The following is a 15,195-nucleotide window of genomic DNA, read 5'->3' as shown; positions in this document are numbered from 1 at the left end:
GCCAGTAGGCTCGCAACCATGGAAACCAAGGCGCTCGCTCCTCACGTGCTTCGCGCGCTGTTCGACCTCCAGTCGGAAGGTGCGCTCGTGAACCTGCAGACCCTGACCGACACCCTCCAGGTGCGGCGGGTCGACATCCGTCGCGTCATCACCGCGCTTCACCGTGAGGGCTACGTGGACGCCCTCCACATGAGGCTCACCCTGCGGGGCTACGCCCTGGGCGCCTCCTTCGCGAAGAGCGAACTCCTGCCTCTCCGACGCGCGTCGGGGGCGGCCTCGACAGTCGCGGCATGAGCAAACCCGTCGCGGCAGGAGTAAAGAAAAAGGCGCGTGACCTCGACGCGTGGAAGACGTGCCAGTAACCTGACCGCCTCGCTGCTCCCTGATGACCCCCGCATACGACCAGATCAGGAAGGTGCTGCTCGGCTACCTTTCTACGATGAACGCGGAGGGGCTGCTCACCCGGGCCCTGCGCGAGGCCGAGATCGACCCCGGTCGCTTCACGCTCGACGACCTCGGGGCGATCCTCCCGAGCATCGAGCGACGGGCTCGCCTCTACGTGGAGCCCTCGCGGCTCCCGCGCCTCAAGGCCGATCTCACCGCGCTCGGCGGTGATCGGCTCTCCTTCCACTCGAAGGTGCTGCCCATCCGGCACGAGGCGGACATCAGCACCGCCCGGGTCACGGCCAAGGACGTGTGCGACGGCGCGGGCGCGCGAAGCTTCGTGTCCCACAAGGTCGCGACGGCCATCAGCGAGCTCGCGCGCAACATCGTCCACTACACGCCTGGTGGGAGCATCGAGATGATCCTGCGCCGGGATCCCCCGGAGCGCTTCATCGTGATCGCCACCGACCAGGGCGCGGGCATCTCGAACCTCGCCGAGGTGCTGGCGGGGCGCTACCGGAGCAAGACCGGCCTCGGCCGCGGCTTGCTCGGGGTCAAGCGCCTCGCCGATCGCTTCCACATCGACTCCGGTCCTCAGGGCACCCGCATCGAGATCGAGGTGCACCTGTGAAAGTCTCGGAGTCCCATGTCATCGTCCCCAAGGACGGGGAGCAGCTCTCGGGCGACGCGGTGTTCGTCCGTCACCTCGACAGATCGAGCCTGTTCGCCGTGATTGACGCGCTCGGGCACGGCGATCGCGCGGCCGAGACCTCGGCCGTAGCGCTCGACGCGCTGAAGGAGACCTCGGGCAACCCCGGCGTCGGCGAGCTCATCGATCTTCTTCACACCAGGCTGCGCGGTACTCGGGGCGCCGCGGCCATGGTCTGTGTGTGCAGGGATGGACAGCTCGAAGGCTGCAGCGTCGGCAACGTGGAGCTGCTCAGCCTCGGCACCCGCATCCCCTGGGTCCCCAGCCCCGGCATCCTTGGGGCCTCGCTCCGACGCACCCGCATCTTCGAGGTCAAGCTGGTCCCCGGCGACCGGCTGATCCTCCTCTCCGACGGCGTCTCGCCGCGCATCGAGCCCTCGCTCCTTCGCGGTCAGAACGCACACGACGCATGCCGCACGCTGATGAGCAAGTACCGCCGCCCGCACGACGACGCGACCGTCATGGTCGCCGACATCGAACTGTAGAGACGCCATGGAGCTGAAGCGCCTGCCGATCATCAACCTGTGGGACCGCATCCTGGTCCCGCTCCAGGGGGACGTGACCGACGACCTCGCCGAGCAGCTCAACACCGATGTGCTGCGCGCGATACACGAGAGCGGCGCCAAGGGGCTGGTGATCGATCTCACCGGGGTCTGGATCATGGACAGCCACCTCTGCGCCGTGCTCACCAACCTCGCGGCTGCCGCGAGATTGATGGGCACCCCCACCATCCTCTCCGGCCTGAGCCCCGAGATCGCCATGACCCTCCAGGCCATGGGCGTGGAGCTCGCTGCGGTCCGCACCGCGCTCACCCTGGAGCAGGCACTCACCATGCTTGGCCTCGAGGTGTGGCGCGCCGAGGACAGCGAGGTGGAGGACGAAGGCCACGACGAGCCGCAGGAGGAGGCCCAGGGGGCACGTCCCCGCGCGGCTGCTCCCGCGGGCTTCCCGGGCAGGGCCCTCGGCGGTCAGGGCCGCCAGAGCACCTCTCCGCCGCGCCTCCCGCCGACCTCGGTGCCTGCACGCACGCGCGGCCGCGGCTCCTGATCCCACCCCGCACGTCCCCCCTTCTCGCATGAGCGCGACGGTGAACCCCGACAACCTGTTCGCCCCGCCGCCGCGTGCGCGCGGGATCTACTGCAACCGCACCCTGAACCTCCGCTCGATCAAGGCGATCGGGTACGACATGGACTACACCCTGATCCACTACAGGGTGGAGACCTGGGAGCGGCGGGCCTTCGAGTACCTGCAGCAGCACCTGCTCCGTCAGGGGTGGCCCGTCGGCGAGCTCGCCTTCGATGCGGAGCTGGTCATCCGCGGCCTCATCCTCGACACCCAGCTCGGCAACCTGCTCAAGGTCAACCGCTTCGGCTACGTCAAGCGCGCGTTCCACGGCACCCGCCCCCTCGACTTCGAGGAGCAGCGGCAGATCTACAACCGGATCATCGTCGATCTCGCCGAGCCGCGCTGGGTCTTCCTCAACACCCTGTTCTCGCTCTCCGAGGGCTGCATGTACGCGCACCTCGTGGAGCTGCTCGACGGCAAGAAGCTCCCCGGCGCGCTCCGCTACGCGGACCTCTACCGTCTGATGAAGCTCCAGCTCGACGCTGCGCACATGGAAGGCGCGCTCAAGGACGAGATCGTCTCCGACCCGGACCGCTTCGTCGAGCCCGACCCGGAGACCCCGCTCGCGCTGCTTGACCAGAAGCACGCCGGCAAGCGGCTCCTGCTCATCACCAACTCCGAGTGGAGCTACACCCGCGCAATGATGCGCTACGCCTTCGACCGTTTCCTGCCCGAGGGGGTCACCTGGCGCGATCTCTTCGACGTGGTCATCGTCGCCGCGCGCAAGCCGGACTTCTTCTCCGTGCGCAGCCCCCTCTTCGAGGTGGTCACCGAGGAGGGGCTGCTCCGACCCTCGCAGTCGGGCATCCGGCCCGGGGGCTTCTACTTCGGCGGCTACGCCGGGCTCGTCGAGCACCACCTCGGCCTGAGCGGCGACGAGATCCTCTACGTCGGCGATCACATCTACGGCGACGTGCACGTCTCGAAGAGCCTGCTGCGGTGGCGCACCGCCCTCATCCTGCGCGAGCTGGAGGAGGAGATCCGCGCCATCGACGGCGCACGCCACGACGAGGCCCGCCTCGGCGCGCTGATGGCCGAGAAAGAGCGGCTCGAGCGCGGCTACGCGCGGCTCAAGCTCGACGTGCAGCGGCGGCGCGCGGGCTACGGCACGGTCACCCTCCCCGACGAGGAGCTCACCGCCCGCATGGCCGAGCTGAGGGCCGAGCTGTCCACCCTCGACGCCCGCATCGCCCCCCTCGCGAGGGCCTCCGGGGAGTTCCCGAACCCCCGCTGGGGCCTGCTCATGCGCGCAGGCAACGACAAGAGCCACCTCGCGCGGCAGATCGAGCGCTCCGCCGACATCTACACCTCGCGCGTCTCGAACTTCCTGCTGACCACCCCGAACCTCCTCATCCGCTCGCACCGGGGGACCCTCCCCCACGATCCTGTCACCGAGGACAACGCCCCCGGCCGCCCCGACGAGGCTTCTGGACCCGTGGGAGACGACGCCGCGAGCCCTGCGCGAGAAGCCTGACCGGCGCCGCTACGCCGCCGCGCCAAAGGGCTAGCGCCGGTACGGGTGTACGGACGTTGCTGTCGCGCCGCGCCGAGGGGCCGGAACTTGGACAGAGGGTGCGGCAAGCCTTTTTTGGTCATCCTCCATGTGGATAGAGCGCACCGAAGGCTTGCGGGTAAGTCTGTCCACCTGGACAGAAGGAGCCGATTCAGAGTCGTCCAACTGGACAGAGCGCACCGAAGGCTTGCGGATAGGTCTGGTCCAACTGGACAGAGCGCACCGAAGGCTTGCAGGTACGCCTGTCCACGTGGACGCGCCCTGGTCAGGCCGCCAGCCGCTGGCCCGCGGCGTCCAGGATGGCGAGGCAGCCCTCGAAGGAGTCGCAGAACAGAAGCTCCCGCCGCAGCGCCGACGCCCCCGGCAGCCCGCGCAGGTAGCCGCTCAGATGCCGTCGCGTCACCCGCACGCCCGCGTATTCCCCGCGCGCCTCCACGTTCGCCGTGAGGTGCTGGCGGCACAGGTCGAGCCGCTCCTCGGCCGTGGGCAGCACCGGCAGCTCGCCGCGGGCGATGATCCCCTCGGCCTCGCGGAAGATCCAGGGGTGGTCGATCGCCATCCGGCCCACCATCACGGCCGCGCAGCCCGTTTCTTGCAAGGCACGTGCCGCGTCCTCGCCGGACTTGATGTCACCATTCACGATGACCGGGATGCGCACCACCTCCTGCGCGCGCGCAGCCCAGCTCCAGTCGGCGGCGCCGCTGTGGCCCATCTTCGCCGTCCGGCAGTGGATGGTCAGCGCGGCGACGCCCGCGTCCTCCAGGCGCCGAGCCAGGTCGATGATCGGCATCTCCGATTCGGGGCCGAGTCCGATGCGGGTCTTCACCGTCACGGGCATCGACACCCGCTCGACCACCATCCGGGTCATCGCCACCATCGCCGCTGGATCGCGGAGCCACCCGGCACCGGCGCCCCTGCCGGCGATCTTCGGCACCCAGCAGCCGCAGTTGATGTCGATGAACGAGGGCTGCGCTGCCTCGGCCACCACGGCCGCCTCTGCGAGGCGCTCCGGGTCCGAGCCGTAGATCTGGATGGCCGTGGGCGTGTCGTCGGCCGGCAGCACCATCTTCCGCCGCGCCGTCTTGCACCCGCGCAAGAGGCCCTCGACGTTCACGAACTCCGTGTAACAGAGCTTCGCCCCGAGCGAGCGGCAGAGCCGCCGGAAGACGACGTCGCTCACGTCCTCCATGGGCGCGAGCAGGACGGGGTGAGCGGCGAAGAGGGCGTGAATCTCGGCTGTCGTCAGGGGCACGGCGGACCTAGGGGAAGGAGCGACGCTTCCTACCACAGCGTCGCCCGGGGGCGTCGCAGGTCTTTGGGGCCGCCCCTCTGTGAGGAACCAGCGCCCGGCAAAGAACCAGGCGCTCGGGTCCGCAGAGCTGGCCAGAGGATCGTCAGGTGGTCATCTCGGAGCCCCACTGCTCGCCGTATCCCACCGCCATCTCCGGGTCGTGGTGGAACTCCCGCCGCGCCTCCAGCGCGTAGTCGCCCTCCTGCACGTGGTCGCCTTCGGCCAGGGCCCGCAGCACGTCCATGGGCGTGAGCATCCCGACCAGCGCGCCTTCCTCTGTGATCACCACGGCCCTGTGAATCTTCTCCGCCACCATCAGGCGGACGGCCGACATCACAGGATCTCCGGGCCGCACAGCGTAGACGACCCGGCTCATCACCGTGTCCACGCGCGGCTTGTGATCGACCTCCTCGACGCCGTCGGCGCCGGCCAGGTCGCTCCGCGACACGACGCCCACGATGCGGCCCCGGTCGAGCACCGGCGCGCCGCTGATCCCGCAGTCGCCCAGGGTCTGCACCGCGTCTATGACGGAGGCGTTCGCCGGCAGGGTGTGGACGTCGGTGGTCATGATGTCTCGCACGCGCAGCGTCTTCATGGCGTCCTCCAGGGGCGTGGTGAGGCGTTAAGGGCAGAACCCTAAGGATGACGCGGAGCAAGAAGTGCTCCCACACCTGGAAGGCCCTGCTTTGCCGGTGTGTTTGCCTGCGCGTCGCGCCGGCGCAGGAACGACCGTGCGCGTTGCGCTCAGTCTGCCGTCACATCCATGCTCACTTTGCATGCCGTCAGGCTGGTCCGCCTGCATTCAGCTCGGTTACATAGAGCGCTGTGCTTCGCTGGCTTCGCTCGATCTTTTCCGCCGAGACTGCGCCAGCCGACCGGGGCGCGGCACCTCCTCGACCTGCGGGGAAAAGCGCCGAGGATGGGGCTGTTGGAGAGGAGGGAGAGCCCGATGAAGCGGAGGAACCCCTCCCTTCACCCGATGAGATCACCGTCCTCCCCATCGAGGACTCCATCGACCTGCACACCTTCGCGCCGCGCGACATCCCCTCCGTGGTCGAGGAGTACCTCCATGAAGCGTGGCAGCGCGGCTTCGAGGAAGTCCGCATCATTCACGGCCGGGGCAAGGGCGTGCAGCGGCAGGTCGTGCGCCGCGTCCTTGCCAGACACCCGGCAGTGATCGAGTTTCGCGACGCGCCCTCGACCCGCGGCGGCTGGGGCGCGACGCTGGCCTGGCTCAAACCACGTCCTGCTGGAGACCACCGAGACCACCGTGCTTGATCCCCTCCTGCTTCTCTCCGCCACCCGCCTCGCAGCCCTCGTTCGCGCCGGCGATACCTCGTCCGAGCACATCGTCGACGTACACATCCGTCACATCGAGCGCGTCAACCCGGTGATCAACGCCATGGTCGCGGAGCGCTTCGACACTGCCCGCGCCGAGGCTCGCGCCGCCGATGTCCGCCGCCGCCAGGAGCCGCCCGAGTCGCTCCCGCCGTTCCACGGGGTGCCGTGCTCCATCAAGGAGAGCTTCGCGGTCACCGGCATGCCCAACACGGCAGGCCTCCTCGCCAGGAAGGCGCTGCGGGCGCGCGAGGACGCGATCACCGTCACCCGCCTGCGCAACGCCGGCTTCATCCCCCTCGGGGTCACCAACACGCCCGAGCTGTGCATGTGGATGGAGTCGAACAACCGCGTCTACGGCTGCTCCAACAACCCGTACGATCCGCGCCGCACCGTCGGCGGCAGCTCGGGTGGCGAGGGCGCCATCGTCGGCGCCGGGGGGGCGCCGGTCGGGCTCGGATCCGACATCGCCGGTTCGATCCGCATGCCGGCCTTCTTCAACGGCGTCTTCGGCCACAAACCCACCGGCGGCCTCGTCCCGAGTTCCGGCCAGTTCCCGAGGCCCACCGGGGGCACGCTGCGGTACATCACCACCGGGCCCATCACCCGCCGCGCCGAGGACCTCATGCCTCTGCTCGCGCTCCTGGCGGGTCCGCACCCGGATGATCCCGCCTGCATCTCCTTCCCGCTCGGCGATCCGGGGGCCATCGATCTGCGCGCGCTCACCGTGCACACCGTCGAGAGCGATGGCCTCCACGCGGTGCACCCCGAGCTGCTCGCAGCCCAGCGCCGCGCCGCAGAGGTCCTCGGGAGCCTCGGTGCGACCGTGCGCCCCGCGAACCTCACCCACCTCTCCCGCACCCTGGAGATCTGGAGCGCCATGGTCGCGGCGGGCAACGTGGTGTCCGGGACGCGGGGGCCTTCATTTGCCGAGCTGCTCGGCGAAGGGCGCCGCATCTCCGTGGGGCGCGAGATGGTCCGCCTCGCTCTGGGCCGCTCCCCGCACACGCTCCCCGCGGTCGCCCTCGCCTTCCTCGAAGACGCGAGCAAGCTCTTGCCGGGGAGGATGACCCAGGCCGCGAAGCTCGGTGAGGAGCTGCGCGCCGAGATCGCGGGCCTGCTCGGCGACAGCGGCGTGCTCCTCTACCCGTCGCACCCGGTGCCCGCGCCGCGCCACGGACACTCGCTCTACGCGCCGCTCCGCTGGGCCTACACGGCCATCTTCAACGTGATGGAGCTGCCGGTCACGCAGGTGCCGCTCGGTCTCGGCACCGAGGGGCTGCCGCTCGGCGTGCAGGTCGTCGCGCCTCACGCCCACGATCACCTGTCCATCGCGGTCGCGGGACACCTGGAAGCGGCGCTCGGTGGCTGGATCCCCCCCTCGCTCTCGGGCCCGTGGTATCAGCATCGCCCATGACCCGTGCCCGCACCTACGATCTCGTCGTCTTCGGCGCCACCGGCTTCACCGGCCGCCTCGTGGCCGAGTACCTCGCCCGCCGCGTGAGCACAGAGCCGTTCCACTGGGCCATCGCCGGTCGCAGCGAGGAGAAGCTCGCCCGCGTCCACGCCGAGCTGGGTCTCCCCGCAGACGTGGGCACCCTCGAAGCCGACGTGTCGAGGCCGGAGTCTCTGTCCCGCATGGCGCGCGAGGCCCAGGTGGTGATCACCACTGTCGGTCCCTACGCGCAGTACGGCGAGCCCCTGGTCGCAGCCTGCGTCGCGGAGGGGACGGACTACGTGGACCTCACCGGCGAGCCTGACTTCGTGAGCCTCTGCGTCGAGCGCTACCACGAGGCAGCCCGCGACAAGGGCGTGCGCATCGTCAACTGCTGCGGCTTCGACAGCATCCCCCACGATCTGGGCGCGCTGTTCACGGTCGAGCGGCTCCCCTCCAGCGAGCCCATCCAGCTCGAAGCCTTCGTCCGTGCGAAGGGGATGTTCTCGGGCGGCACCTGGCAGTCCGCTCTCGGCGCCCTGGGCGATCTGCGCGCGCAGCGCTCCCGCAGCAAGCCCCCGAAGGCCGCCTCCGAGCCCGGCGCCCGGAAGGTGAAGGGCATCAAGGCGAAGGTCCGCTACGACCGCGAGCAGCACGCCTGGATCGTGCCGCTGCCCACCGTCGATCCGCTCATCGTGCTGCGCAGCGCACGCGCGCTGCCGGTGTACGGACCCGACTTCAGCTACGGCCACTACGCGCCGGTCCGCTCCACGCTGACGCTGGTAGCGGGGACTGTGGGCCTCGGCGTGCTCACCGCGGCGGCGCAGATCCCCCCTGCGCGCGCGCTCCTGTCGAAGGTGCGCCCCTCCGGCGAGGGGCCCAGCGCGGAGGTGCGCGCTCGGGCGTGGTTCCAGGTGACGTTCCGCGGCAAGGCGGCGACGCGGCAGGTGACGACGCGCGTGAGCGGCGGAGATCCTGGCTACACCGAGACGGCGAAGATGATCTCGGAGGCTGCGCTCTGCCTCGCGCACGACCGTGACCGCCTCCCCGAGGCCACCGGTGTCCTCACCCCCGCCGTCGCCATGGGCAACCTGCTCACCCACCGGCTGCAGGAGGCCGGCATCCGGTTCGAGCACCTCGAAGGCTGATGCACCGGGGCGCCAGGGGCTGGGGCGCCGGGGAGCTGGAGCGCCAGAGCGGCGGGGGCGCGTGCCTTCGCCGCAGGCCTACGTCAATGCGGGTGTGGGGTGGCGGCTGGGCAGGAAGCGCCGGAGCTTGAGGCTGAGGTTCGATGGATCCTGCGTCTTGCGGATGTACCCGGCGGCACCGCACTCCTCGACGAGGCGCGCCAGCTCCGTGTCCGGGCGGTCCGAGAAGAGGACGATGGGGCAGCGGTGAAGCCCGCTCCGCAGGGTGATCTCCACCAGCTTGTCGCCGGTGAGCGCGGGCATGTTCACGTCCATGAGCACCACGTCGGGCTTCTCCTGGACCAGCGTGCGCGTGAACGCGATCGGGCTGTCGATGCCCACGACGTCGTAGTCCTCCTCCTGCAGGATGAACTGCACCACCTCCCGGATGATCTGGCTGTCGTCGACGATGAGGACCTTGGTGCGTCGGCGGTCGCGGTTCATGGTGGTTCTCTCTTCGTACCACACTGACGGCGGCGGTGCTTGTCCTGGGCGGGAAGTGCTCGCTCGTTTCTTCTCCGACGTTTTCGAGTTGGTCGTTCGGTTCCACCGCGTACTGGCATGGCTTCTGCCAGCCCTAGACGCACGTCCCATCCGGCTTCCGTCCAACTCCGTCCACCGGATCGGCAAGGTGCAGCGTGAACACGCACGACGATGCTCACGGAGCTGCAGCCTCTCCTGCAGCACCGCCGCCTTCAGGGCTGCGGGCATTCGCGTCATACACGGGCTACGGAGTGAAGCTCCTGGTGCTCTCGCTCTGCCTGCTGGAGGGTTTGTACCTGATCCTGGGCAATCTCTTCCTGGCCTTCGGGTTGAAGCGGGTGGTGAGCTGGGATCCTGAGACTTTCACCATGGATTACGAGGCCGCGTGGTCGTACTGGCCAGGCCACGCGAAGGTCCGGAAGTTCAAGATCACCGGGCAGGACTCCGTGCTCCAGTGGTCGATGGATATCGAGAAGGCGACCCTTGGCGTGGAGCTCCTCGAGCTGTTCGAGCAGCGCTACCACGCCACGCACGTGGAGGCCGAGGGGACGGTCTTCAGGATGCGGTTCCGGGTGAGCGACGAGACTGCGAATAGCCCCTACGCGCGCGCCCTACCCCCCATTGCGGGCTTCGCCGATCCGCCGCTCGCGTTCGTGGGTCCCGTGCTGGTGCCCACGGATCAGGACTACAACCTGTGGACGGCACATCTGGAGAACATCGACGCGGGGATCGACGAGATCTGGATCGAGACGTTCCGGCTCACGGGCGATCTGCGCGCAAAGAGCGCCTTCTACTTCAAGCCACTGCGGACCTTCAGCCTGCCGCCTTCGCAGGTGGAGATCGTGTTCGGGGAGCTGCAGACCGCCGATCACCAGGTGCTGCACGGGATGGAGGGGTCGCTGTTCGCATCGATCGAGCCCTTCAACGTGGAGACGGGGGGCCTGCCCGAGATGCTTCACGCCATGACGTCGCACGTCACGCTGAACGCACAGGTGCCCGGCATGCGCTTCGTGCAGGACGTGCTGGGGCTCGATACGCCGCAGTTTCGTGACGGCAGTGGCGCCCTGGAGGTGGACACGGGCATCGAGCGTGGGGTGCTGACCCAGGGAAGCCGGGCGCGCTACGCGACGCGGCGCCTCGACGTGGACACGATCGATGCCGGGCTGACGGCGGCGGTGGAGACCACGCTCCGGGTAGATGGAGGCCGCAGTACGATCTCCGCATTCCTCGACGAGGCCTCGCTGCACTGGGCCAAGCCCGCAGGCGTCCCCGTGGCCATGGTGGACGATGCGCGGGTGACCGTGGAGATGCCCGCAGACGTGCTGGCTCCCTGGAAGGTGGAGGTCTACGACGTGGAGCTTCCGTCGGCGCGGGTGTCAGACCTGCGGCGGCTCCTCCCCGAGGCCCCGAAGACCATGAGGCTCACGGGCGGTTCTGCGCTGCTGCGGGGCCACCTCGCGGGCCGCGCAGGTCAGCAGGGTCAAGGCTCCCTCCAGCTCGACGTGTGGAAGGCTTCGGCGGGCATCGCGTCGGTGGCGCTGCAAGCGAGCATCGGGGCCAAGGTGGACGTGACGGCGATCGATCTGGCGTCACAGTCGGCGGTGCTGCGCGGGACCGTGGGGATGGGAAAGGTGTTCGTGCAGCAGGGCGAGGACTCGTTCCGCGACTGGTGGGCACGGGTGCGCTTCGACGGGGTGCGGATGCATGTCGGCCGGAGCGTGGACGTGAGGGGCGATGCGCGGGTGACGATGCAGAGCCTGGATCCGCTGGTGGGCTCGCTGGTGGGTCTGGACGCGATCCCCGGGTGGTCGGAGCCGCTGATCTCGTCGAAGCAGGTGGCGATCGACATGAACGTGAACAAGCAAGGGACGCGGCTCGCGGTGGGGTTCGATGCGGTGGCGGGCTCGCAGCAGGTGACGGGTATGCTGGAGCGGCGGAGGGAGCACACGCGGGGGGCTTTCCTGGTGAGGAGCGGGCCGGTGTCGGCGGGGATTCACCTGGACTCCGATGGGGCGAGCGTGAAGCTCTTGGCAGGGCGGGGGTGGTTGAAGGAGCAGCTCGCGGCGCTGCGGGAGTGGGCGGTGCGAGAGGCGCAGGTTCCGGAGCGCGATGGGAAGGCTGCGCCGGCTGCGGGGAAGGTGGGGCGCGTGGTGAAGGAGACGGAGCAGGCCGGGGAGAAGGCTGCGCGGCTGGTGAAGAAGGCGGAGGCGAAGGTGCACGAGAAGCCGAAGGCGAGGAGGCCGCCTGCGGAGCGTTGAGGGGCTCGGGGGGTGATCCTGCGGGGGGGGCGGAGCGGGAGGGAGGGTGTGCGCGGGAGGGAGGCGGGGCTTGGGTCCTCCCGCCGAAATCGCCCCTCGTAGGAGGCTCGATGCCACGGGGGGAGGGGGAGGCAAGACTGGGAGGGGGTGGATGGCTGAGGGCCGGTGCTCGGTCGGCGGGGCCCCCCCAAGACCCGCTCCCTCCCGCGCACACCCTCCCTCCCGCTCCGCCTCTATGCAGGGGGCTCACCACCTCGCTGGAGGGGGGGGCAGAAGGGTGGGGGAGGGGGAGGACTGCCCGGTGGATGGAGAGGCTGAGGTGGGGGAGGGAAGCGGGGAAAGCGCTCGGGGACGGGGAGTGAGGGGTGGGGAGCAGGACGTCGGCGCAAGGAGCACTTCAAGCTGAATGCGTACGGCGTGAACCCTGCTCACCCTTCATGTGAGATCTCAGGAAGCGTCACCCTTGAAGCTGAACCTCAACGTTCACTCTGCAAGACCTTGAAGTACCACTCCCTCAAGGCGAGGCCTCCTGCCGGCGGCCAAGGCGGTGGTGCGGGGGGTGCGTCAGCGCGAGCGGGCGCCTGGGGGGGCCCCGTGCGCTGGAGCGCCGGCCCCCCGGTCACCATCCGCTCAGGGTCTTGCCTCTCCCTTCCAGTTTACATCGAGATTTCTAACAGGCGCGACTTCGCACGGAAGGACCCAGGCGCCCGCTCGCGCTGACGCACCCCCCGCACCACCGCCCGCGACGCCGTCCCGGGAGGCCGACATGCCGCTCGTGGGCGCGTCGGGACCCCCCGCAGCGCTGTTCTAGCTAGCTAGGAGACTGAAACGCCGCCCCAGGAGGGGCCGGTCAGGCCTCGGGGATCGGGTCGCTTGCGTGACCGTTCGACCCAAGGTGTTCGTCGCCGCCCTCGCCGCCTTCGGCCGGCTCCGATTCGGCAGCAAAGGCCTCGATGGCCACCACCCGCTCGCCTTCGTCCACGTTCATCAGGCGCACGCCCTGTGCGTTCCGGCTCGTCTCGCGGATCTCGCTCACCTTGGTGCGGATCATCTGACCGCGGTCGGTCACGAGGAGCACCTCGTCGGTCGTGCGCACCATGGCCACGCCGACCACGGGGCCGTTGCGCTCGCTGGCGTCGATGAGGATCACGCCCTTGCCGCCGCGGCTCTGCTTGCGGAACTCGTCGATGGCGGTCTGCTTGCCGTAGCCGCGCTCGCACACCGCGAGGACGCGGTCGCGTCCGTCGCCGCTCACGCCCATGCCGATGACCACGTCGCCCTCGTCGAGCTCGATGGCCTTCACGCCCATCGTGGCGCGGCCGGTGGCGCGCACCTGGTCCTCGGAGAACCGGATGCTCATGCCGCTCCTCGTCGCGACCACCAGCTCCTGCGCGCCGTCGGTCAGCGCTGCCACGAGGAGCTGATCGCCTTCCTCGATGCGCACGCCGATGATGCCCTTCTCGCGGTAGTTCTCGTACTCGTTCAGCGCGGTCTTCTTGATCTGACCCTTCACGGTCACGGTGACCACGTAGCGGTCCTCCTCGAAGCGGGGGACGGGGGTCACCGCGGCGACCTTCTCGCCGGGATCCATGCCGACGAAGTTGACGATGGCCCGACCCTTCGCGTTCCTCGCGGCCTGCGGGATCTCGTAGACCTTCTTGACGAAGACCTTGCCGGCGTCGCTGAAGAAGAACACGTGGGAGTGGGTGGAGGCGACGAAGACCTGGCTCACCCAGTCCTCCTCGCGGGCCTCCATGCCCACAGAGCCCTTGCCTCCGCGCTTCTGCGCCCGGTAGACGGACGCCGCGGTCCGCTTCACGTAGCCGGCGCGGGAAACCGTGACGACCATGTCCTCTTCCTGGATCAGGTCTTCCACGTTGATCTCGGCCTCGGCGGCGACGATCTCGGTGCGGCGCTTGTCGTTGAAGCGGGTCTTGATGTCCTCGAGCTCCGTCACGATGACGTTCATCAGCAGGTGCTCGTCGCCGAGGATGGCCCTGAGGCGCTCGATGGTCTGGGCGAGCTCGCCGTACTCCTTGGCGAGCTTTTCGCGCTCCAGGCCGGTGAGGCGGGACAGGCGCATCTCCAGGATGGCCTTGGACTGGCGCTCGGAGAGGAAGTAGTCGCCCGCGGCGTCGGCCTCGGTGCACTCCGGCTCGGGGCGGCCGGCGCGACGCAGGAACTCGCCGAGGCCGCGCAGGGGCAGCTTGCAGAGGCGGGCGCGCGCCTCCTCGGGGTCGGCGGAGGCCCGGATGGTCGCCACCACCCGGTCGATGTCGGTGGTGGCCATCCCGAGGCCCTCCACCAGCTCGCGCTGGGCCTCGGCTTGCCGCAGCTCGTAGCGGCTCCTCCGGGTCACCACCTCGCGCCGGTGCTCGATGAAGTGCTCCAGGGTCTCCTTCAGCGAGAGCACGGCCGGCCTGCCCTGCACGATGGACAGGTTGTTCACGCCGAAGGTCGCCTGGAGGTCCGTGAGCCGGAAGAGCTGGTTCATCACCACCTGCGGGAACACGTCCTTCTTCAGCTCGATGACGATGCGCATCCCCTCGCGGTCGCTCTCGTCGCGCACCTCGCTGATGCCCTCGACGCGCTTCTCCTTCATGCACTCGGCGATCTTGGCGACGAGGCGGGCCTTGTTCACCTGGTAGGGGATCTCGGAGACGATGATCGCCTCCCGGTCGCCCTTCAGCGTCTTCTCGACGGTGTGCCGCGCCCGCATGGTGATGGAGCCGCGGCCGGTGGTGTAGGCTTGGAGGATCCCGCTCTTGCCGTAGATCAGGCCCCCGGTGGGGAAGTCGGGGCCCGGGACGAGGGACATCAGCTCCGCCAGGGTGATCTCGGAGTTCTTGATGATGGCGATGGTGGCGTCGATGATCTCGCCGAGGTTGTGCGGCGGGATGTTCGTGGCCATGCCAACGGCGATGCCGCCCGAGCCGTTCACGAGGAGCTGGGGGAACTTCGCCGGCAGGACCGTCGGCTCGAGCTCGGAGTCGTCGTAGTTCGGCGAGAAGTCGACGGTCTCCTTGTCGATGTCGGCGATCAGCTCGACGGCCATGCGCGCGAGCCGCGACTCGGTGTAGCGCATGGCCGCCGGCGAGTCGCCGTCGATGGAGCCGAAGTTGCCCTGCCCGTCGATGAGCGGGTAGCGCAGGCTGAACGGCTGCGCCATGCGGGCCAGCGCGTCGTACACGGCCATGTCGCCGTGCGGGTGGTACTTGCCGAGCACGTCTCCGACCACGCGGGCGCACTTCTTGTGCGCGCCGCCGGGGCCGATGCGCTGCTCGTGCATCGAGAACAGGATGCGCCGGTGCACCGGCTTCAGGCCGTCGCGCACGTCGGGGATGGCGCGGCCGATGATCACGCTCATCGCGTAATCGAGGTAGCTGGTGCGCAGCTCGTCCTGGATGCTGACCGGGACTCTCTGCTGGATGTTGGAGGTCTCTTCCATAGAACGGCGAATGCTTCGTGCGGG

Annotated in this window: 13 protein-coding genes; 9 read left to right on the top strand and 4 right to left on the bottom strand. The window is 69.3% G+C overall.

All coding sequences use genetic code 11. The annotated features are described in order from the left end of the window. The first annotated feature begins 18 nt into the window (after positions 1-18). From CAP_RS04985 to CAP_RS04965, 5 genes are all read left to right on the top strand, one after another. A complete protein-coding gene (locus tag CAP_RS04985; RefSeq protein ID WP_044236656.1) occupies positions 19-294 on the top strand; it encodes a hypothetical protein in 276 nt (91 codons plus the stop codon). A 91-nt stretch (positions 295-385) separates the two neighbouring features. Next, positions 386-1,015, top strand: coding sequence for an ATP-binding protein (locus CAP_RS04980; RefSeq protein WP_044236654.1), 630 nt, complete (start codon positions 386-388; stop codon positions 1,013-1,015). Continuing rightward, complete coding sequence (locus CAP_RS04975; protein ID WP_044236651.1) at positions 1,012-1,578, top strand: SpoIIE family protein phosphatase; 567 nt, start codon at positions 1,012-1,014, stop codon at positions 1,576-1,578. Before CAP_RS04980 ends, CAP_RS04975 begins: the two co-directional genes overlap by 4 nt. Before the next feature lie 7 nt (positions 1,579-1,585). Further along, positions 1,586-2,140 (top strand): STAS domain-containing protein, encoded by a 555-nt coding sequence (locus tag CAP_RS04970; RefSeq protein ID WP_231511091.1) that lies wholly within the window; start codon positions 1,586-1,588, stop codon positions 2,138-2,140. Between the two features lie 28 nt (positions 2,141-2,168). Continuing rightward, positions 2,169-3,692, top strand: coding sequence for an HAD-IG family 5'-nucleotidase (locus CAP_RS04965; RefSeq protein WP_044236648.1), 1,524 nt, complete (start codon positions 2,169-2,171; stop codon positions 3,690-3,692). A 304-nt stretch (positions 3,693-3,996) separates the two neighbouring features. Here the strand turns inward: CAP_RS04965 and dusB are convergent, their stop codons facing one another. Both dusB and CAP_RS04955 read right to left on the bottom strand, forming a co-directional pair. Continuing rightward, entirely contained in the window at positions 3,997-4,983 is a 987-nt protein-coding gene (gene dusB / locus CAP_RS04960) for a tRNA dihydrouridine synthase DusB (RefSeq protein WP_044236645.1), read from the bottom strand. Positions 4,984-5,125: 142 nt separating this feature from the next. Further along, positions 5,126-5,617, bottom strand: a complete 492-nt coding sequence (locus CAP_RS04955; RefSeq protein WP_044236643.1) for a CBS domain-containing protein — start codon at positions 5,615-5,617, stop codon at positions 5,126-5,128. Between the two features lie 230 nt (positions 5,618-5,847). On the opposite strand from CAP_RS04955, the gene CAP_RS47560 reads away from it, so the two are divergent. From CAP_RS47560 to CAP_RS04940, 3 genes are read left to right on the top strand one after another with little or no spacing between them, the layout of a single operon-like run. Continuing rightward, entirely contained in the window at positions 5,848-6,300 is a 453-nt protein-coding gene (locus tag CAP_RS47560) for a Smr/MutS family protein (protein WP_197041010.1), read from the top strand. Then, positions 6,293-7,777, top strand: coding sequence for an amidase (locus CAP_RS04945; protein WP_044236636.1), 1,485 nt, complete (start codon positions 6,293-6,295; stop codon positions 7,775-7,777). Before CAP_RS47560 ends, CAP_RS04945 begins: the two co-directional genes overlap by 8 nt. Further along, complete coding sequence (locus tag CAP_RS04940) at positions 7,774-8,943, top strand: saccharopine dehydrogenase family protein (RefSeq protein WP_044236634.1); 1,170 nt, start codon at positions 7,774-7,776, stop codon at positions 8,941-8,943. The genes CAP_RS04945 and CAP_RS04940 overlap by 4 nt, the downstream gene beginning before the upstream one ends. A gap of 78 nt (positions 8,944-9,021) precedes the next feature. Here the strand turns inward: CAP_RS04940 and CAP_RS51895 are convergent, their stop codons facing one another. Next, positions 9,022-9,426: a response regulator gene (locus CAP_RS51895; RefSeq protein WP_052374189.1), complete on the bottom strand. Its 405-nt coding sequence runs from the start codon at positions 9,424-9,426 to the stop codon at positions 9,022-9,024. Between the two features lie 194 nt (positions 9,427-9,620). Here CAP_RS51895 and CAP_RS04930 point away from each other — a divergent pair, with 194 nt between their 5' ends. After that, on the top strand, positions 9,621-11,723 hold the full coding sequence (locus CAP_RS04930; RefSeq protein ID WP_197041009.1) for a hypothetical protein: 2,103 nt from the start codon (positions 9,621-9,623) through the stop codon (positions 11,721-11,723). An 850-nt stretch (positions 11,724-12,573) separates the two neighbouring features. Here the strand turns inward: CAP_RS04930 and gyrA are convergent. After that, a complete protein-coding gene (gene gyrA / locus CAP_RS04925; protein ID WP_044236628.1) occupies positions 12,574-15,171 on the bottom strand; it encodes a DNA gyrase subunit A in 2,598 nt (865 codons plus the stop codon). Positions 15,172-15,195 lie beyond the last annotated feature (24 nt).

This window comes from Chondromyces apiculatus DSM 436, assembly GCF_000601485.1.
Lineage (GTDB): Bacteria > Myxococcota_A > Polyangia > Polyangiales > Polyangiaceae > Chondromyces > Chondromyces apiculatus.
Note: the sequence above shows the minus strand (reverse complement) of the source record. Positions and strands in the feature narration are given on the sequence as shown.